Below are 26,509 nucleotides of genomic sequence, written 5' to 3'. Positions count from 1 at the left end.
AGGCCCGGCTCTGCAGCGCTGCGCTGCGTTCGGGGCACGAGAGCTCGGCTTAGAAACACGTCGTCCGCTCGGCCGCGATGTAGCCGAACAACAGGCCTGCGCCGAACAGCAGCACGACGCCCGCGGCGGCGAATTCGATGCCGCGCATGAACAGCGCGCCGCCGCCGTCGCGCCCGGCACTGAGGCGGGCGGCGATGTCTTTGGCGGAGACGGCGACGACCGCGATGGCCGCGACCGTGATCGCGGTGCCCAATCCCATCAGGAAGGTGGCGGCGATGCCGGCCCAGAACAGGCCTTGGGCGAGCGCGAACACCAGCACGAGGATCGCGCCCGAGCAAGGGCGGATGCCGACGGTCAGGATCGCAGCGAAGCCGCGCCGCCAGCCACCGGGGCCGGCGAGTTCGCTCGGCGTGGGGCCGTGGGAATGGCCGCAATGTTCGTCATGGACGTGGTCATGCCCGTGGTGGGCATGGGCGTGCGCATGGCCATGATCGTGGTGATGGTGATCATGGCCGTGATCGTGATGATCGTGGGCATCATGATGATGGTGATGACCGTGATCATGATCGTGCGGCACGCCGGCGATCGCCGGCACCGGCTGGGCCGCCTGCAGCGCCCGGATGAACGTGCTGCCCTTGACCCAGACGAGACGCAGCCCGAACAGCGCGATCAGGGCGTAACTCGCGATCTCGATCGCCCCTTCCGCCTTGCACATGGTCTTGGCGGTCGCGTTCAGCACCCAGGCCGAGATGCCGACGATGAGGATCGCGACCAGCGACTGCATCAGAGCCGAGGCGAACGACAGCGCGATGCCGCGCCGCGCGGTCTCGTGGTTGGCGACGAGATAGGAGGCGATCACCGCCTTGCCATGGCCGGGGCCGGCGGCGTGGAAGATGCCGTAGGCAAACGAGATGAAGAGCAGCGTCCACACCGCCGAGCCGTCGGACTTGGCGGCGCGAATGGTCGCCGACATCTGGCGATAGAATTCCGACTGTTTTGCCAGCAGCCAGCCGATGAGGCCGCCGGCCTCGGGCTGGGCCGCCTGCGCCGGGCGCGGCGCGCCGAACGGATTTTGCGCGAGGACATCGTGAAGCGCGGCATCAGCCGCGGCCACGACGAGGCAGACGGCGGCGCAGACAAGAAGCCCGCGCGCGAGCGGAGAGTGACGACGATCGATCAAGGGCAATCCACCGTGATCTTGTTGGCGAACATCATGCCGAAATTTGAATTCTCGCCGTTCATGAAGGTCTGCTCGTTGAGCTTCTGCGCGCTCGCGGTGCCGTCGCTCGGGCGCTCCAGCTTCATCTGGCAGCCGGCGGGCGCGCCCACCAGTTTCACCGGGCTTTCCTTGGCCATCTGGAAGTCGATGAAGAAAGAGCGGTCGAACACTTCAAGCACCAGCTGCTTGGACTTGACCGGGTTCTTCAGCGGCAGCGTGAAGTGCAGGGTCAGCACCGTATCCTTGTAGTCGAGGAAATAGTCGACCGGCTCCTGGAATCGCTCCTTCTTGCCGTCGGCTCGCGCGAAGGTGAAGTAAGCGTATTCCTTGAGCGACTCGACGTTGGTCTGCGCCAGCGGCCCGAGCTCCTCGCGCGTATAGGCGCCCTTGGTCTTGCTCTCGAGCCCCTGCACCGCATAGGACGAGAACATGTCATCAAACGTCCATGCGTGGCGGACGCCGGTGATCGAGCCGTCCTCAGCGTAGAGCAATTCGCTGGTCGCGGTGATCCAGACATGCGGATGCGCACGCGCCGTACCCGCCGCGAGTGACAGGCCGGCGGCGAGCAGCAATCCGAACAGGGCGTGCATGCCCATCAGGCGGCCTTCGCGTCGTCGAGCAGGCCGCGCCGGCGCAGCAGCGCGTCGGGCTCCGGCGGGCGGCCGCGGAACGCCTCATAGGCGGCCTCGGGATCGACCGATCCGCCCGAAGCATAGATATCGTCGTGCAGACGCTTGGCGACGGCGGGATCGAAGATGTCGCCGGCCTCCTCGAACGCGCCGAAGGCGTCGGCGTCCATCACCTCCGACCACATGTAGCTGTAATAGCCGGCGGCATAATGATCACCGGTGAAGATGTGACCGAACTGGGTCGGACGGTGGCGCAGTGCGATCTCCTCGGGCATGCCGATCTTCTCCAGCTCGCGTCTCTCGAAGGCGCGCACGTCGCTGGCCGCTTCGGCCGGCTGGGTATGGAATTCGAGGTCGACCAGCGCCGAGGAGACGAACTCGACCGTGGCAAAGCCCTGGTTGAATTTTCGCGCGGCCAGGAACCGTTGCAACAGTTCGTCCGGCAACGGCTCGCCGGTCTGGTAATGGCGGGCGAACTTCTGGAGCACCTCGGGCCGCTCCTGCCAGTGCTCATAGAGCTGCGACGGCAGTTCTACGAAATCGGTGAACACGGAGGTGCCCGACAGCGACGGATAGGTCACGTTTGAGAGCATGCCGTGCAGGCCATGGCCGAACTCGTGGAACAGGGTGCGGGCATCGTCGGGCGACAGCAACGAAGGCTCGCCGCCGGCGCCCTTGGCGAAATTGCAGATATTGAGAACCAGCGGCGCAACATCGCCGTCGAGCTTCTGCTGGTCGCGCAGCGAGGTCATCCAGGCGCCGGAGCGCTTCGACGGCCGGGCGAAGTAGTCGCCATAGAACAGCGCCTTGTGCTTGCCGTCGGGGCCCTTGACCTCCCAGACCCGGACGTCGGGGTGCCAGACCGGAACGTCCTTGCGCTCCTCGAAGGTGATGCCGAACAGGCGCGTGGCGCAGTCGAAGGCGGCGGCGATCATGTGGTCGAGCGAAAGATACGGCTTGATCGCGGCGTCGTCGAAATTGGCGCGCTGAAGGCGCAGCTTCTCGGCGTAGAAGCGCCAGTCCCAGGGAGCGAGTTTGAAATTGCCGCCCTCTTCCGTGATCAGCGCCTGCATGTCGTCGCGGTCGGCAAGCGCTCGTGCCCTGGCCGGCTTCCAGACCCGCTCCAAAAGGCTCCGCACCGCGTCCGGCGTCTTGGCCATGGAGTCCTCCAGCCGATAAGCGGCGAAGGTCGGATAGCCCAGCAGCTTGGCGCTCTCTTCACGCAGCTTGAGGACCTCGACGATGGTTCCATTGTTGTCGTTGGCATTGCCGTTGTCGCCCCGCGCGGTGAAAGCCTTGTAGACCTTCTCGCGCAGATCACGCCGGGCGGAGCTCTTCAGGAACTGTTCGACCGAGGAGCGCGACAGCGTGACGATGGCCTTGCCTTCCATGCCGCGCTCTTCTGCCGCAGCCTTGGCGCTGGCGACGAAGCTCTCCGGCAGGCCCTGGCGGTCGGCCTCCCCCAGCTCCATGACCCAGTCCTGCTCGTCGCCAAGCAGATGATGGCTGAAGCTGGTGCCGAGTTGGGCGAGCCGCTCGTTGATCTCGGCCATCCGCGTCTTGGCCTCGTCGGAGAGCCCGGCACCGGCGCGGTGGAAGCGGGTGTAGGTGCGCTCCAAGAGGCGAAGCTGCTCCGGAGCCAGATCCAGATTGGTGCGGTTCTCGTGCAGCTGGGCGATGCGGCCGAACAGCACAGCGTTCATCATGATCGGATTCCAGTGCCGTGCCATCCGCAAGGAGACCTCCTTGTCGATCTCCAGGATGGACGGGTTGGAGTGCGCCGAGACGAGGTCGTAGAACACCGCCGCCACCTTGCTCAGCAGCTTGCCCGAGCGCTCCAGCGCCGTGATGGTGTTGGCGAAGTCGGGCGCGGCCGGATCGTTGGTGATCGCCGCGATCTCGGCGGAGTGGTCGGCGAAGGCCTGCTCGAAGGCCGGGAGGAAATGCTCCGGCTTGACCTCGTCGAAAGGCGGGGTCGCAAACGGCGTCACCCAGGCCTTCAGCAGCGGGTTGGTCTCGGAGTCCGTAATTTGGCGGGGTTCTGACATCACAAGTCCCGATTTCGTGGCTCAATTGTTGCGGCCAGCTATAGCACGCGATGGGGCTTTTTTGGGCCATTTGGCCTTGCTCCCGGCCGCCTTTTCGGGGAGATTGCGGCCCTCGAAGACTAGGGATCCCTGAGCCCATGAACGCGCCTTCCTCCTCGTCCCGCCAGATCGCCTGGCCAAGCGTCATCACCGTCATCAGCGCCGCCATCCTGATCGGCGCGGAGGTGTTCGGCGCGGCGTTCGCCGGCGGCTGGGCGCTCGCGATCCTGTTCGGGCTCGGCGACCAGGGCACACACATCCTGCAGGCGGTGCTGTTCGCGCTCGGTGTGCTCGTGATGACCGCGTTCATCCGCGCGGCCCAGCGTGTCGAGCCCTTCACGAAGCGCCGCTGACGCTTCTCGCGCGCGAGAGACGCGCGCGCTGCCACAGAAAACTTACCGCGTGTTCATCTTCCGCGCCGCTCGCGCAACACCGCGCAAGCAGATGTTAGGCAATTCTGTTCTCAGCCTAAAAAAATTCTTGCGAAGCTGATTCAAAACGCTTATGTGCGCTCTTGCCCAATTTCGCACGTGCCTGTGGTCGTGTGTCAGTCGGTAGGTATCCGGACAAGAGGCCGGACAGCCGCCAAGGGGTGAAGAAGCCGAGGGGCTCTTCGGAAGTGCGGAAGTCGGAAGACTGAAGGTCACAAGGCCTGAAGGTCGGACGAGGAAGCAAACCCGGAGCGTCCAGCATCTCTCTCAAAGAGATGCCTTGTCGAAGGTGACTTCGCTCTTTGCAACCGTGACTGGCAGCCGGAGGCGAACCGGCGCACCCCGCTCTCAACGGGGGACGCGACTTAAAGCAACGACGGATCGGGCTTTTTTGGTCTCTACCGGCATTCCAACGCCGGCGCGGGCTACTGAAAAGGCTTGTCCTTCATTGCCAGGTGTGCGGGCGGGAAATTCCCAACCAATCCACGGCAGCACAATTCGGTCTAGGGGTCTTTGCCCTGTCGCGTCTCCATCGTGCGGCAGCGGCGTAGCACCCTCGTCCGAGAACCGCTTTGAACGAGCTCCGTCGCTGGGGCCGCTTTGGAGAGTGCTATGACCGAACGTATCCAGGAATTCCTGCGCAACCGCCGCAAGGATGGCCTCGACACCGAGCCGTGCCTCGTCGTCGACCTCGAGGTCGTGCGCGACAATTACCAGACCTTTGCCAAGGCGCTGCCCGACAGCCGCGTGTTCTATGCCGTCAAGGCGAACCCGGCGCCGGAAGTGCTGGCGCTGCTGGCATCCATGGGCTCCTGCTTCGACACCGCGACGGTCGCCGAGATCGAGATGGCGCTGGCCGCGGGTGCGACGCCCGACCGCATCTCCTTCGGCAACACGATCAAGAAGGAGCGCGACATCGCGCGCGCCTTCGCGCTCGGCATCCGGCTGTTCGCCGTGGATTGCGCCGCCGAAGTCGAGAAGGTCGCCCGTGCCGCGCCCGGCGCGAAGGTGTTCTGCCGCATTCTCTATGACTGCGCCGGCGCCGAATGGCCGCTGTCGCGCAAGTTCGGCTGCGACCCGGAAATGGCCGTCGAGGTGCTCGACGTTGCCAAGCGCCTGGGCCTGGAGCCGTGCGGCATCTCGTTCCATGTCGGCTCGCAGCAGCGCAAGGTGAAGGCGTGGGACCGTGCGCTGGCGATGGCCTCGCAGGTGTTCCGCGACTGCGCCGAGCGCGGCATCAACCTGTCCATGGTCAACATGGGCGGCGGCTTTCCGACCAAGTACCTGAAGGACGTGCCGCCGGTCGTGACCTACGGCCGCTCGATCTTCCGCGCGCTGCGCAAGCACTTCGGCAACCAGATTCCGGAGACCATCATCGAGCCGGGCCGCGGCATGGTGGGCAACGCCGGCATCATCGAATCCGAGGTCGTGCTCATCTCGAAGAAGAGCGACGAGGACGAGGTGCGCTGGGTGTACCTGGACATCGGCAAGTTCGGCGGTCTCGCCGAGACGATGGACGAGTCGATCCGCTACGCCATCCGCACCGCCCATGACGGCGCGGACATGACGCCGTGCGTGCTCGCGGGTCCGACCTGCGACAGCGCCGACGTGCTGTACGAGAAGAACCCGTATCCGCTCCCCGTCACGCTCGAGATCGGCGACAAGGTGCTGATCGAAGGCACCGGGGCCTATACGTCGACCTACTCGTCGGTGGCGTTCAACGGCATCCCGCCGCTGAGGACGTACCACATCTGATCCGCCTCTTTCTCTGAGGCCTGACGAACCCGGGAGCCGGCTTGCCGGCTCCTCCCTGACATTTCGATCTGACGACGTCTTGGACAGGAGTGCTGCGCGCACGCCGGTTCAAGCGGGGACTGACGCGCCATGACTGCTTTTCGGAAGCCACAGATCGCCCTCACCTCGAAAGCCGCTCCGTTCGTGATCCGCGCGGAGCGTGCTGCCGACGTCGCTGTGCGTGAAACGCTGCTCGATGCCTGCTTTGGCGAAAACCGCCACGGCCGCACCTGCCAGCGCTTGCGCGACGGACGCGCGCCTGCCGCGGGCCTTGCCCTGTCGGCGGTGCGCGAGGGCAAGCTCGTGGGAACCGTGCGGCTGTGGCACGTCAGCGCCGGAGGCAGGCCCGCTCTGGTCCTCGGACCGCTGGCGGTAGACCCTGCCTGCCGCGAGCTCGGGATCGGCGCCGCGCTGATGCATCAAGCGCTGGCCGCCGCCCGGGCGCGCGGGCATGAAGCCGTCATCCTGCTCGGCGATGCCCCCTATTATGCCCGGTTCGGCTTCTCGGGCGAGAAGACCGCGGAGCTCTCGCTGCCCGGCCCGTTCGAACGCGACCGCCTGCTCGCGATCGAATTCCAGGCGGGTGCGCTCGATGGCGCCGAGGGGATGATCGTCCCGACCGGCGCGCCCCTGTCCAAACGGAGGGTCCTTCGCGCCCTCCATGCGCACGCGGCCTGAGGGATTGCCATGATGGCGACGACCGAAGCCGCGTAAAGCGGCAACGCCCGGCTGCGCCCGCCCTGACGCCGGTTCTTTCGGGGTTGCGCAGGCCCGAGAAACGCCCTTTAACCCCCGCGAAACACCCCTTTCAGTCGAGGTCCGAAGCATGTCCCGTCGCCTGATCTCCACCGGCTCTCCCCTCGAGAAGACCGTCGGCTACAGCCGCGCCGTGATCGACGGCGATTTCGCCTTCGTCGCGGGAACCACGGGCTATGACTACACCACGATGACGATGCCGGCCGATGTCACGAGCCAGTCACGCAACTGCTTCAAGACCATCGAAGCTGCCCTGAAAGAAGGCGGATTCGAGATGGCCGATATCGTCCGTGCGACCTACTACGTCACCGACGCCAGCTACATCGATGCCCACTTCGCCGTCTGCGGCGAGGTTCTCGGTGACATCAGGCCGGCGGCGACGTTGCTGGTCGTCAGCGCCCTCGCCAAGCCCGAGATGAAGATCGAGATCGAAGTCACCGCCAAGTGCCGCAGCATCTGACAAGCGCCGCAGCGCCTGATCCACCCCTCACCATTTGTTTGCCAGCACGTTCCGGAGAAACCATCCCATGAGCCCCGCCTCGCAGATCTACGCGAAGATCACCGGTCCCATCGTCATGGTCGGCTTCGGCTCCATCGGCAAAGGCACGCTGCCGCTGATCGAGCGGCACCTCGACTACGACAAGTCGCGCGTTACCGTGATCGATCCCAAGGACGAGGGCCGCAAGGCACATTGCGAGAAGCAGAATGTGCGCTTCATCCAGAAGGCCGTGACAAAAGACAATTATCGCGAGTTGCTGACGCCGCTGCTCACCGAAGGCGGCGGCCAGGGCTTTTGCGTCAATCTCTCGGTCGATACCGGCTCCACCGACATCATGGAGCTCTGCAACGAGCTCGGCGCGCTCTACATCGACACCGTCAACGAGCCCTGGCTCGGCTTCTATTTCGATTCCTCGAAAGGTCCGGAAGCGCGCTCCAACTACGCCCTGCGCGAAGCCACGCTGGCCGCCAAGCGCGCGCGCCCCGCGGGATCGACGACGGCTGTCTCCTGCTGCGGCGCCAATCCCGGCATGGTCTCCTTTTTCGTCAAGCAGGCGCTGCTCAATGTCGCCGCCGATCTCAAGCTCAATGCCCCCAAGCCGAAGACCAAGGCCGAATGGGCGGATTTGATGCGGCAGGCCGGCATCAAGGGGATCCACATCGCCGAACGCGACACCCAGCGCTCGAAGAAGCCGAAGGAGCCCGACGTCTTCGTCAACACCTGGTCGGTGGAAGGCTTCCTGTCGGAAGGCGTGCAGCCGTCCGAACTCGGCTGGGGCACCCATGAAAAATGGATGCCCGAGAACGCGCGGACCCACGAAGCCGGCTGCGGCGCCGCCATCTACCTGATGCAGCCCGGCGCCAACACGCGCGTGCGCACCTGGTGTCCGACCCGCGGCGCGCAATATGGCTTCCTCGTCACCCACAACGAGTCGATCTCGATCGCCGATTACTTCACGGTGCGCGACGCATCGGGCACCACGGTCTATCGGCCGACCTGCCACTATGCCTATCACCCCGCCGACGATGCCGTGCTGTCGCTGCACGAGATGTTCGGCCGCGCCGCGAAGATGCAGGAGAAGCACCACATCCTCGACGAGAACGAGATCGTCGACGGCATCGACGAGCTCGGCGTGCTGCTGTTCGGCCACGACAACAATGCCTATTGGTACGGCTCGCAGCTCTCCATCGAGGAGACCCGCAAGCTCGCGCCCTACCAGAACGCCACCGGCCTGCAGGTGACCTCCGCCGTGCTCGGCGGCATGGTGTGGGCGCTGGAGAACCCGAACGAAGGTATCGTCGAAGCCGACGAGATGGATTTCGATCGTCTGCTGGAAATCCAGCTGCCCTATCTCGGCCCGGTGAAGGGGTTCTACACCGACTGGACGCCGCTGACGGATCGCCCGGGACTGTTCCCGGAAGACATCGACACCAGCGATCCCTGGCAGTTCAAGAACGTTCTGGTGCGGTAAGGGCGGTCGACGCCTCAAGCCGCACACTACTGTCATGCCCCGCGAAGGCGGGGCATCCAGTACGCCGCGGCGTCTCGATTCAATCACTGCGGTCTCTGGAATACTGGATCGTCCGCCTTCGCGGACGATGACACCGTTGGTCTATCAGCCAGCTACTTCTTCTCGATCGGCGGCGCGATCTTCTCCGCCGGTGCCGGCGGCAGTGCCGGCTTGGTCGCCGCGCCTTGTGTCTGCGGCTCGGGGCGTGCAGGCTCGGGGGCCGGCGTGGTCGGCCGGTCGCCGCCCGGCTTGGCTTCCGCGGGCACCTTGCTCTGCTCGTCAGAGGGCGTGCCCTGAAGCGGCGGTGTCGCCTGCGCCAGCTGCATCCGGCTCTCGGCGCGGATCTGCGCGATCGATATGCCTGATATCACGACACCTGCTGCGAACAGCGAACAGGCGATCACCAGGTCGAGTTTCAGTCTGCGCTTGTCATTGACTGTCATGTCGATCACCGCCTTTGTCCGCAGGATCAACGAAATTGCCCGACCAGGGTTCCGTTCCCGGCAAGGCGGAACTGCACGCCTGCGCGCCAAAACGCCGCGCTTACTCCGTCGTGCTGACTTCCCAGGTCGCGTGGCGGATGCCCGGCAGATGCTGGAGATCGGTCGCAACGGTGTTCAGCTCATTCGGATCGACCGCGCTCGCGACCAGCTTGGCGACGATCTCCAGCATGTCCTCGCCGATCTCGACGACCTCGATACCCGCCACCGGATATTTCGCGGCTTCGAGCTTGTCGACGAGGCGATCACGCATGTCGGGCAGGGCGTCGGCGGTAACCGCGAGCTTGAAATAATAGGTCGCCTCCAGCGCCTTCTCGTTCAGCGGAATGCGGTTGATGGCATTGACCAGCGGGCGCAGCATGGTGTTGCCGGCGATCACGAACACGGTCAGGGCGGCCGCCTGCGCGATCATATCGGCACCGGCACAGGAGCCGACCGCGGCCGAGGCCCACAGCGTCGCGGCGGTGTTGAGCCCGCGGACGTCCATGCCCTGCTTCATGATAACGCCGGCCCCTAAGAAGCCGATGCCGGAGACGACATAGGCGATGACCCGCACCGCGCCGTCGGCGCCGTCCAGCTGCATGGCGAGATCGACGAAGGCGGCGGCGCCGACCGCAACCAGCACATTGGTGCGCAGGCCCGCGGTGCGCTGGCGATATTGCCGCTCGGCGCCGATCAGCGTGCCTAGCACGAAGGCCGTGGTCAGGCTGACCAGCGTGTCGAGGAAATCAGCAAGCTGGAAGGTCGTCAGAAATCGCATGAATGTCAGCTGCCGTAGGGTGGGCAAAGCGAAGCGTGCCCACGGCTCTCGTCAACGCAAAAAGATCGTGGGCACGGCGCAAGAGCGCCTTTGCCCACCCTACGGCCTAAAGGATGACAGTTTAAAGCTCCAGCATTCCGCCATCCCCGTTTTCATCGGCGAAGGCGAGCAGCGTGCCCTTGGCGTTCCAGGCGAGCGCGGCCACGGGCGGGGTGCCGTTGCGGCGGACCAGGATCTCGGCGCCATCCTCCAGCCGCACCATCAGCACGGTGCCGTCGCTGTAGCCGGCGGCGAGGATGTCGTTCTTCGGATGGCAGGCCACCACGGAGACCCGGGCCTGCAGCGGCGCGAGCATCGCAGGCTCCTTGCCCATCGGGCCGTCCTTGCTGGCGAACGGCCACAGGATGATGGTGTCGGCGCCCGAGGTCGCCAGCGCCTTGCCGCCCGCGCTCCAGGACATCGAGCGGACGCGGCCGGGATAGCCGGTCATGCGCATATGCCTGTTGTCGGCGAGCCGCCAGCCATGCAGCGCCGCCTCGTGCATCGTGGTGACCAGGAATTTGTTGTCCGGGCTGAAGGTGACGCCGAGATGCGAGCCGGCCCAGGGCAGGAATTCGGCTGATCCCGCCATGTTCGGAAACCACAGCGTCGCGCCATTGTAATGGGCGATCGCGAGCCGCAGTCCCTTCGGCGCGAAGGCAAGCCCGCCGACGGTGGAGGGCACCTCGAGCGACTTCTCCTCGGTCTTGCCGCTCTTGACGAAAGCCGTCTTGCCGGCCGACCAGGCGTAGGAGCCGTCCGCATGCAGCGCCACCGCATCTATCCAGCGTCGCTTGGGATCGGTGGCGAGCAGCGTCACCTCGCCCTTGGCGTCGAGCGAGACGACCTTGCCGTCGTCGCCGCCCATCACCAGGCGCTTGCCATCGCAGGCGGTGGAGAGAATGCCGCCGCTGTGAACAGTGACCGTGCTGATCTCACCCTTGTCATCGACGAACGCGACATTCTCCTCGCCGCCGACGAAGGCGGCGCGGTCCCTGAGGAAATGCACCGAGGTCACGCCCATGCCGAGCGTAACGGGCTTGACGCGATCGGTGACGGAGACGATCGAGGCGGAATCGGGGGCCGGCGAAAACTCTTTCATCACGAGACGATGCAGCTCTCAAAGCCCTTGCGGATGGTTTCTTCCGGCAGTTCGCGGCCGATGAAGACGAGGCGACTCTCGCGCGGCTCGCCCTCCTTCCACTTCCGCTGGTGGTCACCCTCCAGCATCATGTGGACGCCCTGGAAGACGTAGCGGTCGTCGTCGTCGTGGAAGGCGAGGATGCCCTTCGAGCGCAGGATCTTGCCGCCCTCGACCTGCACCAAATTCTGCAGCCAGGGCATGAACACGTTCGGATCGAGCGGCTTGTCGGTCTTGAGCGACAGCGACTGCATGTCCTCGTCGTGATAGTGCTTCAGGCCGTGACCGTGATCATGGTGGTGATGATCGTGGCCATGATGGTGGTGATCATGGTCGTGGTCATGATCGTCGGCCTCCAGGAAGTCCGGCTCGATGTCGAGGATGCGGTCGAGATCGAAGGCGCCGCGGTCGAGCACGTCGGCCAGGGCCACCGAGCAGCGCTCGGTGCGGTGGAGTTTCGCATAGGGATTGATGCCGCGGATGCGGGCCTCGACCTCGGCAAGCTCGCCCTTGCTGACGAGGTCGGTCTTGTTCAGCACGATGACGTCGGCAAAGGCGATCTGGTTCTTGGCCTCGGGCGCGTCCTTGAGCCGGTCGGACAGCCATTTGGCGTCGGCCACCGTGACCACGGCGTCGAGCCGCGCATTTTTCTGCACGTCCTCGTCGACGAAGAAGGTCTGGGCGACCGGCGCCGGATCGGCAAGGCCGGTGGTCTCGACGATGATGGCGTCGAACTTGCCCTTGCGCTTCATCAGGCCGTCCATGATGCGCACGAGGTCGCCGCGCACGGTGCAGCAGATGCAGCCATTGTTCATCTCGAACACTTCCTCATCGGCGCCGATGATGAGGTCGTTGTCGATGCCGATCTCGCCGAATTCGTTGACGATGACCGCGTATTTCTTGCCGTGGTTCTCGGACAGGATGCGGTTCAAGAGTGTGGTCTTGCCGGCACCGAGATAGCCGGTCAGGACGGTCACAGGGATTTTGTGCGAGGTCGCTTCAGACATAAGAACTCCGACATCAGGCTTTTTCGCGCGACGCGAGGCGGGGTGGCCCCTGCCCTAGTGGTCAAGCGCGCTGGTCAGGGCCTTTATATTGTGCCTGACCATATCAATGTAAGTGGGTGCCGGCCCCTTTTCGCCGGTCAAACTGTCCGAAATCAGGGTCCCGCCGACTTTTGAGCCGGTCTCGGCCGCGATCCGCCGGATCAGCCGGTCGTCGCTGATATTTTCCAGGAACACGGCCGGTATTTTTTGGGCCTTGATCTGACCGATGATGGCCGCGATGTCCCGGGCGCTGGGCTCGGTTTCGGTGGAGACCCCCAGGGGGGCGATGAACTGGATACCGTATTCGGCGGAAAAATAGCCGAAGGCGTCATGGGTCGAGATCACCTTGCGCCGCTCCGGCGGGATTTTCGCCACGGCGTCGCGGACCTCGCGGTCGAGCGTTTCGAGCTTTTCCAGATAGGCTTTTGCCCGGGTACGGAAGAAGTCCGCATCATTCGGGGCGGCCGCGGCCAGCGCATTGGCGATATCGGTCGCGTAGACCTTGGCGTTGGGGACGGACTGCCAGGCGTGGGGGTCGGCGGCCGAGCCGAGCTTCAGCGGCATGATGCCGGCGCTCGCGGTGACCACCACGGCCTTGCTCCCTGCGGACTGCACGAGACGCGGCAGCCAGCCCTCCAGCCCGAGCCCATTGACGATGACGAGCTTCGCCTCCGCCACCCGCTTCGCATCGGCAGGCGCCGGCGTGTAGACGTGAACGTCGCTGTCCGCGCCGACCAGCGTCGTAACGTTGACCCGATCTCCCCCAACGTTACGGACTAAGTCGCCGAGGATCGAGAAGCTCGCAACGACGTTGAGCCGTTCCGCAGCGCGCAGCGGCGAGGCAGCCAGCAACAGCACACAAAGCAGGATGAGCCGCATTGCCGTCATGCTTCCAGATGCCGGCCGGGAAACATCTGCCGGACGATGCCGCCGACGCGGCCGAACAGCACGGAGACAATGTAGAGCACCGTCGCCACGAGAATGACCGCAGGGCCCGAAGGCACGCGGGTCTGGAACGACAGCACGAGGCCGGCATAGCCGGAAACCGCGGCAGCGATCACCGCGATGCAGATCATGACGGTGAGATCGCGTGACCAGAACCGCGCGATACCCGCCGGCAGGATCATCAGGCCGACCGCAAGCAGCGTGCCGAGAGCCTGAAAGCCGTTGACGAGGTTGATCACGACCAGCGCGAGGAAGGCGAGATGCGCGGGACCGCCGGCGCGGCTCACGGTGCGCAAGAACAAGGGATCGACGCTCTCGATCACCAGTGGGCGGTAGATCACGGCGAGCACTAGCAGCGTCACGGTGGCGTTGAAGGCCACCACCAGCAGGGTCTGGTCGTCCATCGCGAGGATGTTGCCGAACAAGACATGGAGCAGGTCGATATTGGTGCCCTTGATCGAGACGATGGTGACGCCGAGCGCCAGCGAGGCCAGATAGAAGGTCGCGAGCGAGGCGTCCTCCTTCAGCCCGGTCGAGCGCGCGACCACGCCGGCGAGGATGGCGACTGCAAAGCCAGCGATCAGGCCGCCGGCCGTCATCGCGAACAGATTGAGACCGGAGAGCAGGAAGCCGACCGCCGCGCCCGGCAGGATCGCGTGCGCCATGGCGTCGCCGACGAGGCTCATCCGCCGCAGCATCAGGAAGACGCCGATCGGCGCGCCCGCCAGCGACAATGCGATCACGGCGGCCAGCGCCCGCCGCATGAATTCGAATTCGGTGAAGGGACCGATCAGCGCGTCATAGACCATCTGCGATCACGCTGCCTGCGAACTGATATCGTCGGCCGCGCAGGCCGTGGCGCTGTCGTCGAAGGCCTCGCACATGCGCATCGCCACCATCAGGTTTTCCGGCGTCAGCACCTCCGCCGTCGGTCCCCACGCCACGGGGCCGCGCGCCAGCACCAGCGTCTCGCTGAAATGGTTGCGCACCATCTCCATGTCGTGCAGCGCGGCGAGCACGGTGCGGCCCTCGCCGTGCCAGTGCTTCACCAGCGCGAGCAGGTCGGCGGTGGTCTTGCTGTCGATGGCGTTGAAGGGCTCGTCGAGCACGATCAGGCTTGCGTCCTGGAGCAGCACGCGCGCAAACAGCACACGCTGCATCTGGCCGCCCGAGAGCGTGCCGATGGGGCGGTTCTCGAAGCCATTGAGGCCGACGGAGGCGATCGCGCGCAAGATCTTCCCGCGCGCGGCCTTGCCGATGCCGCCGAACAGGCCGGTCCCGCGCCACAGCCCGGTGCCGACGAAGTCAAACACCGAGATCGGGAAGCTGCGGTCGATCTCCGCGCTCTGCGGCAGATAGGCGATATCGCGAGAGTCGAGCCCGCCGAGATGAATGCTGCCGTCGAGCGGCCGGAGGATGCCGACGATGCCACGCAGCAGGGTCGACTTGCCCGCGCCATTCGGGCCGATCACGGCGACCAGCGCGCCCCGCGCGACCTCGCCGTTGAGATGGTGCACGGCCGGATGCCGGTCATAGCCGAGCGTGACGTTGTGAAAGTGCAGCGCCGCCATGGTCACCTCATCGCCAGGAAGACCACGCCCCAGAGCACGGCACAGACGGCGAGCGCGGCCAGAAGGCGCGCGGCCATGGTCATGCGCAGGATCGACCAGGGCGCGGCCTGGGCCGGATGCGGCGAGGCCGCGTCGTGGACATGGGCGTGGGTGTGGTCGTGCCCGTGCGAATGGTCATGAGCATGCGAATGGTCATGGGAATGACCGTGAGCATGGTCGTGATGATGGGCGTGGGACGCGGCGGGAACCATGCAGAGACGTTATATTATAACATTACCCCTGTCCACGCCGGGCCTCAGGGCTTGCCGATCACCATTGCAATCGCCGCTGCCACGAAGGGAAACGGCACCGACACGGCGCAGCGGAACCAGACGAAACGGGCCGGCATGAACGGGATTTCCCACAAGATCACCCGCTGGAAGGCGAACAGAGCCCAGGCGACGACATAGGCCACCACCTGCGGCACCCCGCCGCCCGACTTCAGCGCCACCGTGCCGATGGAGAAGCCGATCACGGGGCCGCCGGGGGTGGCGGCGCCGGCGACCACGGCGGTCGCAACCCCGAGCCAGCCGCTGTCCGGGCCGAGCCAGCCGGTGATCACCTCCTGCGGGATGATGGCGGCGATGTAGCCGGAGCCGATCACGCCCAGCGCGATTCGCGGCACGATGTTGATGAAGTCCATCGAGCCTTCGCGCAGCGAGGCCTTGAACACCGGAGGGCCGCGGCGAAAGGCGATCAGCCCGACGCCGAACACCGAGCCCCACAACAGGATGTCGATGAAAAGCGCGGCGCTCATGCCGCGTCCTCGTCGCTCTCGCGCTTCGGATAGAGCCGGACATAGACGAAGCGGCCGAGGGCCCCTGCGAGCACCGGCAGCGGCAGCGAGATCAGAATCCGCCACAGCGTGAAGTCGGTGCCCATGATCGGGATTTCCCAGGCCACCGCCCGGCCGTAGCCGATCAGGGTCCAGCTCACGACCATGGCGATAGTGGCGCCGAAATCGGCGCCGACTGCGAGCAGCGCACTCGCCACGGGATAGGCGGTGAACGGACCGCCGGGCAGGATCGCGCCGAAGGCGGTGCCGATCAGAAGGCCCGTCAGGCCGGATTTCGGCCCGAGCGAGCGCGAGACCTTTTCGTGCGGCAGGATCTCCGAGATGAAGGCGCCGAGCAGGCAGCCGGCGAGCACACGCGGCAGGATGCCTGAGAACAGCGAGAGATCGTGGGTGAGAATATCGAGAACGCCGTCGGTGCCGTCACGGCGCCAGACCAAGGTCGCACTCACCGCGACCAGCGCTGCGATGATGATCGTCGACCAGCCGATCGGCTTGCGCACTCGCCCCGGCCGCGGCTCGGACTCGACGTCCTCGGCAGGCGCCGGGTTCTTCGGGGAAGGCTCTGACAACGGGCTCGGTTGGCTCGAGGGTGATGCCCGTCCTGATTAAGGGCGGTGTTCCCCTGATGCAAACAGTACGATGACAGACCGGTGCGCGCGCCACGCAGGGCAATTCCGCACAGCAAAAAGGCGGCCGCGCGAGCGACCGCCTTTTGTTTCTGTCATTCCGGGGCGCACGAAGTGCGAGCCCGGAATCTCGAGATTCTCAGGTGCGCAACTGCGCACCAAGTTCGATGCTGCGCATCGCCCCGGAATGACCGAGTAAAACCTTACGCCTTGTCGAACAGGGACTCGACGTATTCCCAGTTGACGAGGTTCTCGACGAACGCCTTGAGATAGTCGGGGCGGCGGTTGCGGTAGTCGATGTAGTAGGAGTGCTCCCAGACGTCGCAGCCGAGGATCGGGGTGGCGCCATGCACCAGCGGATTCTCGCCGTTCGGGGTCTTGGAGATCTCGAGCTTGCCGTTCTTGACCTGGAGCCAGCACCAGCCGGAGCCGAACTGGCCGACGCCGGCCGCCTGGAAGTCGGTCTTGAACTTCTCGAAGCCACCGAGGTCCTCGTTGATCTTCTTCTCGATCTTGCCCGGCAGCTTGGTGCCGCCGCCATTAGGCTTCATCCAGCTCCAGAAGTGGATGTGGTTGTAGTGCTGGCCGGCATTGTTGAACACCGCGGGGTTCTTGCCGAACGAGCCCTTGACGATCTCTTCAAGGGACTTGCCTTCCCATTCGGTCCCCTTGAGCGCGTTGTTGCCGTTGGTGACGTAGGCCTGATGATGCTTGTCGTGGTGGAATTCCAGCGTCTCCTTCGACATGAACTGGCCGAGGGCGTCATAGGCGTAAGGGAGGGGGGGCAGCGTAAAGGTCATGGGATGTTGTCCGCGACTGATGGGGAACTGGCTTAACGGGGACACTTATAGAAGGTTCCACCGCCGTTAAATACCGCCAATTTGCGAAAAGGCGCGATGCCAAGGCTTGGCCGGATTGCACAAAAATCGCCGCACCGAGGGACATGCAAACCGGGCCGGTCGCCCGCCGCAAAATATCATTGCCTTTGAACCGGTTATGACAGAACGAATGAACCGCGCAGCCAGGTTGCGAGAGACAGAGCCATGAGCATTGAGATCGACATTTTGAACGGCGACGCCTCGTGGCCGATCGCGGAGCCGCTGCATCAGGCGGTCTGGGGACCGCACTTGGTCGCGGACAAGCCCTGGGCTCACATCAAATGGGCCAATGCGGACTTGCGCGTGCTGATCGAGACGCCGGAGGACGGCCTCGTCTGCCATGTCGGCATCTACTTCCGCACCGTCATCTGGAACGGACAGAAGGTCCATATCGGTGGCATCGGCGGGGTCTGCACCCGCGAGGACCGGCGCGGTCGCGGCTATGCGACCGTGGCGATCGACGCCGCCGTTCACACCATTCGCGCCAACGAGGCGGCTCGCTTCGCCCTCCTGTTCTGCGAACCCCACAATTTTTCGTTCTACGAACACCGCAGTTGGCTGCGCTTCCAGGGCGAGGTCTATTGCGATCAGCCGGAGGGGCGGATCCGCTTCACCGAGATGGCGCCCTACGTCTTCAACATCGTCCGCGCGCCGACGCTGGGCACCATCGACCTATGCGGCCTGCCGTGGTGACCCCTGCGTGGCGTGAGGGCTGCCGCAGGGGCTCCGCCATCCTATAATATGTCGATCATCATCTAAATTCCGCCCGGTGAACATGACGATCGACGCCCCTGCAGACGCCGTCCCGCCGCTTGCGCCGGTCGCCTCCCCGATCGCCAGCCTGCTGACGGCCCCGATCCTGCCGACGCTGCTGCGGCTCGCGATCCCCAACATGATCGCGATGGTCGGCAGCACTTTGGTTGCGATCGCCGAGACCTCCTATATCGGCCGGCTCGGCACCATTCCGCTCGCCGCGATCGCGCTGGTGTTTCCGTTCGCGATGCTGACGCAGATGATGAGCGCGGGCGCGATGGGCGGCGGCGTTTCGTCCGCGATCAGCCGCGCACTCGGCGCCGGGGATCGTGACCGCGCCGCGACGCTGGCGCTGCATGCCGCCATCATCGGCCTCTGCGGCGGGCTGTTCTTCACGGTGATGATGCTTGTCTTCGGCCGCTCGTTCTTCACGCTGCTCGGCGGGCGCGATCGCGTGCTCGAGGAGGCCAGCGGCTATTCGCAGGTGCTGTTCTCCGGCGCGGTCGCGATCTGGCTCGTCAACACGCTGGCCTCGGTGATCCGCGGCACCGGCGACATGCGCCTGCCCTCGATGACGCTGATCGGGGCCAGCGTGCTGCAGATCGCGCTCGGCGGCACGTTGGGGCTCGGCCTGTTCGGCGTGAAGCCCTTCGGCATGCCGGGCGTCGCCAGCGGCCAGCTGATCGCGTTCACGTGCGCCGCGATCTTCTTCCTCCGGTATCTCGCGTCCGGCCGCAGCCGGCTGCCGCTGAATATTCGCGCGTTTCATTTCGAGCGCGCGATGTTCCTGGACATCCTCAAGGTTGGTGCGGTGGCCTGCCTGTCGCCGCTCCAGACCGTGCTCACCATTTTGATCTTCACCAAGATCCTGGCCACGTTCGGCACCGAGATGCTGGCCGGCTACGGCATCGGCTCGCGGCTGGAATTCTTGCTGATCCCGATCACGTTCGCCTTCGGCATCGCATCGGTACCGATGGTCGGCATGGCGATGGGCGCCGGACAGGTGAAGCGCGCCCGGCGTGTGGCCTGGACCGCCGCTGCAGCTTCCGGATTGACGGTCGGCCTGATCGGGCTCGCTGTCGCGCTCGCTCCATCGCTGTGGGTCGGGCTCTTCACGCGCGATGCCGGCGTCACCGCCGCCGCGCACAGCTATTTCCACTGGGCCGGCCCGACCTTCGTGTTCTTCGGCATCGGCGTGTCGCTCTACTTCTCCTCGCAAGGCGCGGCGCGCGTCGGCGGCCCCGTGCTCGCTTCCACCGCGCGGCTTCTGATCGTCGCGGTCGGCGGCGTCGGCCTCATGATGACGCAGGCGCCGGCGTGGACCTTGTTCGCGCTGGTCGGCGGCGCCATGGCGGTGTTCGGCCTGTCGACTGCGGCCGCGGTCGCCTTCGCGCGCTGGGACAAATGATCGCAGGACAATGAACGAAGGCAATGAACGCAGGAATGTGATTCCAGCCTGCGTTGCACTATCCCGCCGGGCTGCTATGGAGGCGCTCCATTTTCGGGGCCTCTTCCATGACTTCCAGATTCGCTGCTCTCATCGTCCTCCTCGCTGCGCTGCTCGGCGCGACAGCCGCGCATGCACAGAGCGCCGATGGGACGTGGCTCACCCAGGCGGGCGATGCGCGCGTCAAGATCAGCAAGTGCGGCGGCGGCATCTGCGGCGTCGTCGCCTGGCTGCGTGAGCCCTACGACACCGCGACCGGCCAGCCCGCCACCGACAGCAAGAACCCCAATCGCGAGCTCGCCAGGCGCCCGATGGTCGGCTTGCCATTGTTCAGCGGCATGCAGCCCTCCGGTCCGAACAAATGGTCCGGCCAGATCTACAACGCCGACGACGGCAGCACTTATGCCAGCAGCATCTCCGTGACGGGAGCGGATTCGCTGCGGGTCGAAGGCTGCGTCGGCGCGCTCTGCGGCGGCGAGACCTGGACGCGGGCGGGGCGGTAACCCCGCTCTCGTGTTCCGGACACGATGCAGCGTGCAACGCTGCTGCGCTGCCTCCGGGGCACGAGACCGTCCTACGCCATCATCGCCTTCAGCGCCGTCGCCGCCGAGGCGTAGCCGCCCCGTGCGCCATCAATGAAGTGGACGTGATCGCTGCGTAGCGCCGACGGCGTGAAGCAGGTCATCATGGCGGCGTCCTGCTGGTAGAGGCCGTAGCGTACGATGCCGTCACGGGCCGCAATCGCCAGTCGGTCGCTCAGCGCGCGCTCGAGCTGCGGCGTGCAGTCGAGGATCATGCGCAGGCCGTCGTCAAATTTCCTGAAGTCCGAGTTCTCGACCACCTGACGCCTGTAGACGTTTGGCACGAAGCCGCCGACCTTGAGGTCGAAACGCATGATCAGATAGACGAACAGCGTATAGGCCAGCACGGTGGCGCGGCGCGCGAGCAGCGGACCACCGCGCCTGGTGCGGGCTTCGTATTCCAGCCCCTGCGGCGGCCATTTCAGCGGCGGCCCCTGCGGCGGCACCGGACGGGCGCCGTCCGGGCTGCGCTCGACGAGGTGGATAATGTCCTCGATCACCTTGCGGAAGGCATGCGGATCGGCGCCCCGCGCCGGCATCACCAGAACCGACAGGATCAGCCCACGTGAGGCCGGTATCACCTCGAAGCGGCAGGACAGGCCCGAGAGATCGGGCTGCGTGCCCGCCGGCGCTGCCGGGACGGCAAACTCCCCGCGCTTCATTGCGGCATCGGCGAAGGCGAGCCCGCCGCCCGAGAACATCGCGTAGGACAGATTGGCCGACGGACCGAACCGCGCGACGCGCACGTCGAGGCCTTGCGCGCGGATGGCGCTGACCGGCACCAGCGCGACCCGCATCGCCAGATCGAGATCTTCCCGCACCCAGGTCGCGGTTGCCGCCAGCGCCTCTCGGGCAGGTTCGAGGTCGCCCGGCGCAACCGCAAAGCTCGCGCCGTCGCCGCCGAACACGAAGGGGAATTCGCGTCCCTCCAACGCGTTCGTCACCGCTGCGATCACGGCGGCGCCGGCCATGTTCACCGCCTTGTAGCGCTGCGCCGCGATCGCCTTGGTGGAATCGACGATATCGGCAACGCCGATGCTCCAATCGTCCGGCAGCGGCGCATAGAGCGCAGGGTCCATCAGGCTGGTGAAGCCGCGGAAGACGGGAATGCCGCCATAGAAGGATTCGCCTGAGGTCATCGGGGATGCCGGATGGTTGGAATGCAAAACAAATACGTGGCAGGATCGATCCGGGTTCGCCGGCCGGCGGCCCCTTTCAATCATTGGCCGAAACGGGCCAGGACAACAAGATACGGCAACAACAAGGTGAGGCCGCGTTGCAATACCGCAGCGGGTCATTGATCGGAATCAAGCGGCCGGCCGGGGAGAACGGCTATCGTTGGCCAGCTCCAACGGTTGCATGGGATGATCCAGGTGTCAGACTTCGGCAGCAAGGATTCCACCTCTCCTGTCCGCCGGCGCACGGGCATTGACCCGATCAGCGCGGTGAAGATGCCCGAAAGACTGACGGCAGCCGTCGATGCCTGGGCTGAAGCCCATCAGCTGACCCGCTCGGATGCGATCTGCAAGCTGATCGAGCTGGGCCTGAAGATCGCGCCCCCGGTCCACTCCTCGGCGCATCCGATCGCATCGGACGCCACCAGGATCGAAGAGATCGCGGTCCACGAGATCGAGACGCTGCTCGATCCGGCATTGCCCGTGGACGAACGCGACCGCCGCATCCGCCGCCTCACCGAAGGGCCGCCGGAATTTTCACACGAACGAATTGACCTGCCGAAAGACCGGACGTGAGCTGCTAGTGCAGCTTCTCGTCCTGACGCTTGCGCAAGCTATCGAGAGACGCATCATGGCAGCCGACCAGGCGCACGAATTGCTGCGGATACATTTCGTGGCCGTGACCGCCGGAATTCTGGTGCGTCATCGGCGGGCAGTGGACATCGTCCGGCTTGGCGCGGGATTGCTCTGTCCGGCCCTGACTTGAAGCGGTCATGTTCGAGGTGGCCATCGACTGCTCCCCTTCGATTAGGGCAGATCGATTGACGTAACCCAATCGATTGCGGGGCATCTTACGACCAAATCCGGCTGGATGTCATTGTGCCGGATCAACGCAATCATGACGGCGGAGTTCCGCCTAGGCCGTATTCCCCGCGTCGACAGTAAACACGGTCCCGGTGACGTTGCGGCCGCCTTCGCCCAAGAGATATTCCACCATGCGCGCGACGTCGTCCGTCTCCGGCAGGCGGCGCAGCGCGCTGCGGCCGGCGATGCGCTTGCGCGCCTCGTCGGACAGATTGTGCGTGAGCTCGGTGTCGATGAAGCCCGGCGCGATCGCGTTCACGGTGATGCCGAGCTTGCCGACCTCGCGCGCCAGCGAGCGGGTGAAACCGGTGGCAGCCGCCTTGGTCGCGCCGTAGACAGACAGGCCGTTGTAGCCGGTGGTCGCGATGATCGAGGAGATGTTGACGATGCGGCCGGCGCCGTCGGCCATCATCTGCCGCGCCACATATTTGGTGAGGATGATCGGCGACAGCACGTTGAGCTGCACCAGCGCCTCGATCTCGGAATTATGCATGGTGGCGAGCAGGCCTTCGGTGCCGAGGCCGGCATTGTTGACGAGGCCGTAGGTCGGGCCGAACTCGTCGCGCACGAGTTTTGCAAAAGCCGGAATGGCGTCGATTACCGCAAGATCGCAGGCGCGGAAATGCAGGCGCCCTTCGGACTCCGCAATCGCGGCCTTGAGCTCCTCGCTCTCGCGCCGGGCGGCCGCGACCACGTTGTAGCCGGCGCCGGCGAGGCGCTTGCCGATCGCAAGGCCGATGCCGCGGCTGCCGCCGGTGACGAGGACATTATGCATCGGTGCGCGCCAGTTTTCCGGCCGGGGTGACGTCGAGCGCCTCGACGAAACGGATCACCGCCGGCACCTTGTGGGACGCGAGCTGCGCGCGGCACCGCTCCAGGATCTGATCGCGGATCTCTTTCGCGCGGGCGGGATCGGTGCCCTCAGTGAGGATCACGTCGGCGACCACGATGCCGCCGGTGATCGGGCTCTTGCGCGATTTGGCCCGCGACATCCGCACGTCCGGATGGCGGTTGATGACCGCCTCGATCTCCTCGGGGTGGACCTTCAACCCGCCGATATTGATGATGCCGCCGCGGCGGCCGACGAAATAGTAGCGCTCGCCGCGCAGCTCGACGATGTCGCCGCTGTCGACAAATCCGTCGTCATCGGTGAGCGCGGCGGCATTGCGGCCGACATAGGCATGCGCGGTACGCGTCGAACGGATACGGAGCGAGCCGTCGACCACTTTCATCTCGACGCCATTGCGATTGCCGAGATAGTCGGCCGGAAAGCCTTCCAGCCCGTCATTGACGGCAAAGCCGACGCCGGCTTCGGTCGAGGCATAGGCATGACCGACGGAGGAATTGGGGAATGCCGCCTTCAGCCCGTCGAGCACCGCCTGGTCGGCGATTTCACCGGAGAGGCGGACATAGCGCGGTGTGAACTGCGCGGCCGAACCGCTCATCAGCAGCTTGCGCCAGTGCGAGGGCGTGCCGGAGATGTGCGAGACGCCGCGCGCCTTCAGCCGCGCGACGTGATCGCCGAGCGCCTCATGCGGGTCGGACAGCACCATCGAGCCGCCTGAAAGGACGGCGCGGAGGAAGATTTGCAGGCCGCCGTAGCGGCGAATGTCGTAAAAGGTCGCCCAGACCGGCGCCGGGCCGCGCGCGGGCCCTTCGGCAACGATCGCACCGGTCAGCGCCTCCAGCGTGTGACCGGCGATCTTCGGCACGCCTGAGGTGCCCGAGGTCAGCATCAGCCATTCCGTCGCGCGTTCGGTCTTGGCCGGCGCGGTGGATACAAGCGGCAATTGCGCGGTGACGATGAGCGCGATGCCTGAGCCGGCCCAACGATCAGGCTCGTCCGTCACGACGGCATCGATCCCGGCATCGGCGATCAGTGCGTCGAGATGCGCCGGGTTGAGATCGGGCGGGCACAGCAGCATGCGACGCGCGATGCCGTCGAGCTCGATCATGGCGAGGCCCGACCGGAGCTGGTCGGACAATTTGAGCAGCACGGAGCGGCCGGACAATTCGCGCAAGCGGCCACCCAGAACCGTCTGCGACAGGATATCGGTCAGCGACACGCAGGTGTGCGCGTCCGACAGCGTACGGCCGGTCAGCTCCGCGCCGAGATGGTCGCGAAGCGCAAAGATCTCACGCGGGGACATTTTCGTAGGCCCGCACGAAATCGCCGACCGTGGCGGGAAACGCTGCGTCCTCGGAGATGGTGAAGGGGTCGACGCCGGTCTCGTCCTCGAGGCGCGCAACCAGGATGGCGAAGGCGAGCGAGTCGAAACCCGTCTCGTGCAGCGACAGATCGTCCGAGAGCGCGGGAAGCGTGACGTGCTGCTCTTTGGCGATCTGCTGGATCGCGTCAATGACCTTAGACCTTACCGACATGGCTGGCTCGCTTTGTTATCGTTGGTGTTGCGGCGGCTCTTGCTGGCCGCCTCCCCATGGCCGCTTGTTTACCCGACAGAAGTAAATGGCTTCTTGGACAATTCAGATAAAATTGGACCTATCTGCGGATTTTGGCGGGATTTACAGCCGGATCGAGCCGTCCACGATTCGCCCATAGGCCTCCGTATCGAGCGCCACATAGCCCCCCGACTTCGCATCGGGCATGAACAGCGGATCGGAGATCGCGGCGGGATCGAAGCCTTCCCGTGCGAGCTCGCCCTTCTTCTGCTTGAACGTCTCGGTCGCATCGATCTCGCTGGAGATGCGAATGAAGACGGGGCGTGCGTAGGCCGGCAGGCGCTGCGCGAGATGTGCGGGCAGTGCCGCGATGTCAAAGCCCTCGTTGACGACGACCGCGCTCATGCCGGCGCGGCCGTCGGCGCCGGGGATGCTGACGCCGTAAGTGGTGGCATCGACCACGCCGGTGAAATCGCGCACGGCGTCGTTCACCTCCGAGGTCGCGACGTTCTCGCCCTTCCAGCGGAAAGTATCCCCGATCCGATCGACGAAATGGAAGAAGCCCTTGTCGTCGATCCGCATCAGATCGCCGGTGCGGAACCAGGCGTCGCCTTTGGCAAAGACATCGCGAAGAACCTTCTTCTCGGTCTCGCCGGTGTCGGTGTAGCCCTCGAACCGGCCGCCGCCTTCATCGGCGGTGCCGATGCGGCCGATGGCTTCGCCGGCCTCGCCGCGGGCGCAGGCGAGGCAAAACCCCTCTTCGTTGCGCAGCGGCACGCCGCTGTCGGGGTCGAGCTTGACGAGATTGGCAGGGAAGCGATGCGCCAGCAGCGGCGGGATGCGACCGATCGCGCCCGGCTGCCCCTCGACGTTGAACAGCGAGAAATTGCCTTCCGTCGCCGCATAGAATTCGAGGATGCGCGGAATGGCAAAACGCGACTGAAAGTCTTCCCAGATGTCGCGGCGCAGGCCGTTGCCGCAGACGAGGCGGAGACGATGCCGGTTCTCATATTCCGACGGCGCCGCCTTGAGCAGATAACGGCAGAGCTCGCCGATATATTGAAACAGCGTGCAGTCATGGCGCACGATGTCGGACCAGAAATGCGAGGCCGAGAATTTCTCCGCGATCAACACCGAGCCGCCGGCAGCGAGCATGCTGCAGGGCGCGACGATGCCGCCGACCGAGTGGAACAGCGGCAGGCAATCGTAGAGCCGGTCTTGCGGGCTCGCGCCGGTGAGGCCGGCGAACCAAAGGCCCCAATTGAGAATGCGGCGGTGGCTGATGCTGGCAGCCTTCGGCAGGCCGGTGGTGCCTGATGTGTAGATCAGCAGCGCTCGGTCGTCGATGGTGACCTCACCGCGCTCCTCCGGCGAAAGGGAAGCATCGTCCAGCGCCGCGAGGGCGACGTCGATGGCGCGCTCGCTGCGGGCATCGCCATGCGTCCAGACCTTGGCCTGCGTCTTCAGATGCGGCGTGGCACTCTCCAGCATCTCCGTCAGCTCATGCGCAACGATGATATGCGAGGGCTCTGCGACATCGAGGCAATGCGCAAGCGAGGGTCCCACCAGCTTGGTGTTGAGCAGCGCCACCACACCGCCGAACCGGCTAATGCCGAGCCAGGCCGCGACATAATCGATGCCGTTCGGCATGATCAAGGCAACTGTATCACCCTTGGCCACGCCGGCCGAGCGCGCCCAGCGCGCGTAGCGGTTGATGCGCTTCGACAGGCCTTCATAGTCGAGGCTTGCGTCGTCGGTGATCAGCGCGACGCGGTCGGGCTGGCGCTGCGCCCAATCGTCGATGACGTCGGCGAACAGACGTCCCGGCAGCGTCTCGATCCGCGCGGTGAGCTCGATGGCCTTTAGCCATATCTTTGAAGCCGAAGGCGCGCGCGCGACGTTTTGTCGTTCGATGACACCGGTGGTCATGCCGTTGATTCTTTCGGGCCGCCTGCTGACATCAGGCAATCTAGCCCCCGCGCCCTGCCCAGGTGTTAAGAGACAAGGTAAAACTCTGTTAGGG

At 65.4% G+C, this 26,509-nt stretch carries 29 protein-coding genes; 9 read left to right on the top strand and 20 right to left on the bottom strand.

Going from position 1 to position 26,509, the window contains the following annotated elements:
* Nucleotides 1-49: 49 nt before the first annotated feature.
* Genes RAD10_RS28760 through RAD10_RS28750 form a run of 3 tightly spaced genes read right to left on the bottom strand, consistent with a single transcriptional unit; the run spans nt 50 to nt 3,896 of the window.
* Nucleotides 50-1,180, bottom strand: a complete 1,131-nt coding sequence (locus RAD10_RS28760) for a nickel/cobalt transporter (protein ID WP_461620145.1) — start codon at nt 1,178-1,180, stop codon at nt 50-52.
* Entirely contained in the window at nt 1,177-1,815 is a 639-nt protein-coding gene (locus RAD10_RS28755; protein ID WP_461620144.1) for a DUF1007 family protein, read from the bottom strand. Before RAD10_RS28755 ends, RAD10_RS28760 begins: the two co-directional genes overlap by 4 nt.
* Nucleotides 1,815-3,896 carry a M3 family metallopeptidase gene (locus RAD10_RS28750; protein ID WP_461620143.1) on the bottom strand — a complete coding sequence of 694 codons (2,082 nt, stop codon included), beginning with the start codon at nt 3,894-3,896 and terminating at the stop codon, nt 1,815-1,817. Before RAD10_RS28750 ends, RAD10_RS28755 begins: the two co-directional genes overlap by 1 nt.
* Before the next feature lie 137 nt (nt 3,897-4,033).
* Here RAD10_RS28750 and RAD10_RS28745 point away from each other — a divergent pair, with 137 nt between their 5' ends.
* From RAD10_RS28745 to RAD10_RS28725, 5 genes are all read left to right on the top strand, one after another.
* On the top strand, nt 4,034-4,288 hold the full coding sequence (locus RAD10_RS28745; protein ID WP_018316184.1) for a hypothetical protein: 255 nt from the start codon (nt 4,034-4,036) through the stop codon (nt 4,286-4,288).
* Between the two features lie 690 nt (nt 4,289-4,978).
* Complete coding sequence (locus RAD10_RS28740; protein ID WP_028139993.1) at nt 4,979-6,121, top strand: type III PLP-dependent enzyme; 1,143 nt, start codon at nt 4,979-4,981, stop codon at nt 6,119-6,121.
* Between the two features lie 129 nt (nt 6,122-6,250).
* The gene (locus RAD10_RS28735) at nt 6,251-6,838 is read left to right on the top strand and encodes a GNAT family N-acetyltransferase (protein ID WP_461620142.1); all 588 of its coding nucleotides are present in this window, start codon (nt 6,251-6,253) and stop codon (nt 6,836-6,838) included.
* A gap of 148 nt (nt 6,839-6,986) precedes the next feature.
* Entirely contained in the window at nt 6,987-7,376 is a 390-nt protein-coding gene (locus RAD10_RS28730) for a RidA family protein (RefSeq protein ID WP_461620141.1), read from the top strand.
* A 67-nt stretch (nt 7,377-7,443) separates the two neighbouring features.
* Complete coding sequence (locus RAD10_RS28725; RefSeq protein ID WP_461620140.1) at nt 7,444-8,886, top strand: homospermidine synthase; 1,443 nt, start codon at nt 7,444-7,446, stop codon at nt 8,884-8,886.
* Between the two features lie 152 nt (nt 8,887-9,038).
* Here the strand turns inward: RAD10_RS28725 and RAD10_RS28720 are convergent, their stop codons facing one another.
* From RAD10_RS28720 to RAD10_RS28670, 11 genes are all read right to left on the bottom strand, one after another.
* Nucleotides 9,039-9,368 (bottom strand): hypothetical protein, encoded by a 330-nt coding sequence (locus RAD10_RS28720; RefSeq protein ID WP_028139989.1) that lies wholly within the window; start codon nt 9,366-9,368, stop codon nt 9,039-9,041.
* Nucleotides 9,369-9,468: 100 nt separating this feature from the next.
* Complete coding sequence (locus RAD10_RS28715) at nt 9,469-10,185, bottom strand: MgtC/SapB family protein (protein WP_104462706.1); 717 nt, start codon at nt 10,183-10,185, stop codon at nt 9,469-9,471.
* A 121-nt stretch (nt 10,186-10,306) separates the two neighbouring features.
* On the bottom strand, nt 10,307-11,326 hold the full coding sequence (locus RAD10_RS28710; protein ID WP_461620139.1) for a WD40 repeat domain-containing protein: 1,020 nt from the start codon (nt 11,324-11,326) through the stop codon (nt 10,307-10,309).
* On the bottom strand, nt 11,326-12,372 hold the full coding sequence (locus RAD10_RS28705; protein WP_461620138.1) for a CobW family GTP-binding protein: 1,047 nt from the start codon (nt 12,370-12,372) through the stop codon (nt 11,326-11,328). The genes RAD10_RS28710 and RAD10_RS28705 overlap by 1 nt, the downstream gene beginning before the upstream one ends.
* Before the next feature lie 54 nt (nt 12,373-12,426).
* The gene (locus tag RAD10_RS28700) at nt 12,427-13,290 is read right to left on the bottom strand and encodes a metal ABC transporter solute-binding protein, Zn/Mn family (RefSeq protein WP_461620137.1); all 864 of its coding nucleotides are present in this window, start codon (nt 13,288-13,290) and stop codon (nt 12,427-12,429) included.
* A 5-nt stretch (nt 13,291-13,295) separates the two neighbouring features.
* The gene (locus RAD10_RS28695; protein WP_461620136.1) at nt 13,296-14,165 is read right to left on the bottom strand and encodes a metal ABC transporter permease; all 870 of its coding nucleotides are present in this window, start codon (nt 14,163-14,165) and stop codon (nt 13,296-13,298) included.
* 6 nt (nt 14,166-14,171) lie between these two features.
* On the bottom strand, nt 14,172-14,927 hold the full coding sequence (locus RAD10_RS28690) for a metal ABC transporter ATP-binding protein (protein ID WP_461620135.1): 756 nt from the start codon (nt 14,925-14,927) through the stop codon (nt 14,172-14,174).
* 2 nt (nt 14,928-14,929) lie between these two features.
* On the bottom strand, nt 14,930-15,178 hold the full coding sequence (locus RAD10_RS28685; protein WP_461620134.1) for a hypothetical protein: 249 nt from the start codon (nt 15,176-15,178) through the stop codon (nt 14,930-14,932).
* 44 nt (nt 15,179-15,222) lie between these two features.
* A complete protein-coding gene (locus RAD10_RS28680; RefSeq protein ID WP_018316197.1) occupies nt 15,223-15,723 on the bottom strand; it encodes a hypothetical protein in 501 nt (166 codons plus the stop codon).
* Nucleotides 15,720-16,331: a permease gene (locus RAD10_RS28675; RefSeq protein WP_461620133.1), complete on the bottom strand. Its 612-nt coding sequence runs from the start codon at nt 16,329-16,331 to the stop codon at nt 15,720-15,722. Before RAD10_RS28675 ends, RAD10_RS28680 begins: the two co-directional genes overlap by 4 nt.
* A 260-nt stretch (nt 16,332-16,591) precedes the next feature.
* Nucleotides 16,592-17,188 (bottom strand): superoxide dismutase, encoded by a 597-nt coding sequence (locus tag RAD10_RS28670; protein ID WP_007597204.1) that lies wholly within the window; start codon nt 17,186-17,188, stop codon nt 16,592-16,594.
* 243 nt (nt 17,189-17,431) lie between these two features.
* On the opposite strand from RAD10_RS28670, the gene RAD10_RS28665 reads away from it, so the two are divergent.
* The 3 genes from RAD10_RS28665 (at nt 17,432) to RAD10_RS28655 (ending at nt 19,969) form a co-directional block, all read left to right on the top strand.
* Entirely contained in the window at nt 17,432-17,959 is a 528-nt protein-coding gene (locus RAD10_RS28665; RefSeq protein WP_461620132.1) for a GNAT family N-acetyltransferase, read from the top strand.
* 82 nt (nt 17,960-18,041) lie between these two features.
* Entirely contained in the window at nt 18,042-19,427 is a 1,386-nt protein-coding gene (locus RAD10_RS28660; RefSeq protein WP_461620131.1) for an MATE family efflux transporter, read from the top strand.
* A gap of 107 nt (nt 19,428-19,534) precedes the next feature.
* Complete coding sequence (locus tag RAD10_RS28655; protein ID WP_461620130.1) at nt 19,535-19,969, top strand: DUF2147 domain-containing protein; 435 nt, start codon at nt 19,535-19,537, stop codon at nt 19,967-19,969.
* Nucleotides 19,970-20,040: 71 nt separating this feature from the next.
* Here RAD10_RS28655 and RAD10_RS28650 read toward each other — a convergent pair whose 3' ends face one another.
* The gene (locus RAD10_RS28650; RefSeq protein WP_461620129.1) at nt 20,041-21,186 is read right to left on the bottom strand and encodes a DUF3095 domain-containing protein; all 1,146 of its coding nucleotides are present in this window, start codon (nt 21,184-21,186) and stop codon (nt 20,041-20,043) included.
* 225 nt (nt 21,187-21,411) lie between these two features.
* Here RAD10_RS28650 and RAD10_RS28645 point away from each other — a divergent pair, with 225 nt between their 5' ends.
* Nucleotides 21,412-21,798 (top strand): hypothetical protein, encoded by a 387-nt coding sequence (locus tag RAD10_RS28645; protein ID WP_461620128.1) that lies wholly within the window; start codon nt 21,412-21,414, stop codon nt 21,796-21,798.
* Nucleotides 21,799-21,802: 4 nt separating this feature from the next.
* Here RAD10_RS28645 and RAD10_RS28640 read toward each other — a convergent pair whose 3' ends face one another.
* The 5 genes from RAD10_RS28640 to RAD10_RS28620 all read right to left on the bottom strand — a co-directional run bounded on the left by RAD10_RS28640 (nt 21,803) and on the right by RAD10_RS28620 (nt 26,424).
* The gene (locus RAD10_RS28640; RefSeq protein ID WP_461620127.1) at nt 21,803-22,012 is read right to left on the bottom strand and encodes a hypothetical protein; all 210 of its coding nucleotides are present in this window, start codon (nt 22,010-22,012) and stop codon (nt 21,803-21,805) included.
* A 126-nt stretch (nt 22,013-22,138) separates the two neighbouring features.
* Nucleotides 22,139-22,861, bottom strand: coding sequence for an SDR family NAD(P)-dependent oxidoreductase (locus tag RAD10_RS28635; RefSeq protein ID WP_461620126.1), 723 nt, complete (start codon nt 22,859-22,861; stop codon nt 22,139-22,141).
* A complete protein-coding gene (locus RAD10_RS28630) occupies nt 22,854-24,236 on the bottom strand; it encodes a class I adenylate-forming enzyme family protein (RefSeq protein WP_461620125.1) in 1,383 nt (460 codons plus the stop codon). The genes RAD10_RS28635 and RAD10_RS28630 overlap by 8 nt, the downstream gene beginning before the upstream one ends.
* Complete coding sequence (locus RAD10_RS28625; RefSeq protein ID WP_008543699.1) at nt 24,223-24,468, bottom strand: acyl carrier protein; 246 nt, start codon at nt 24,466-24,468, stop codon at nt 24,223-24,225. The genes RAD10_RS28630 and RAD10_RS28625 overlap by 14 nt, the downstream gene beginning before the upstream one ends.
* A gap of 141 nt (nt 24,469-24,609) precedes the next feature.
* On the bottom strand, nt 24,610-26,424 hold the full coding sequence (locus RAD10_RS28620; protein ID WP_461620231.1) for a long-chain-acyl-CoA synthetase: 1,815 nt from the start codon (nt 26,422-26,424) through the stop codon (nt 24,610-24,612).
* Between the last annotated feature and the right edge of the window lie 85 nt (nt 26,425-26,509).

The sequence above is a fragment of the Bradyrhizobium sp. 23AC genome, assembly GCF_054863025.1.
The sequence above is the reverse complement of the archived record's forward strand: the minus strand, read 5'-3'. Positions and strand labels throughout refer to the sequence as shown.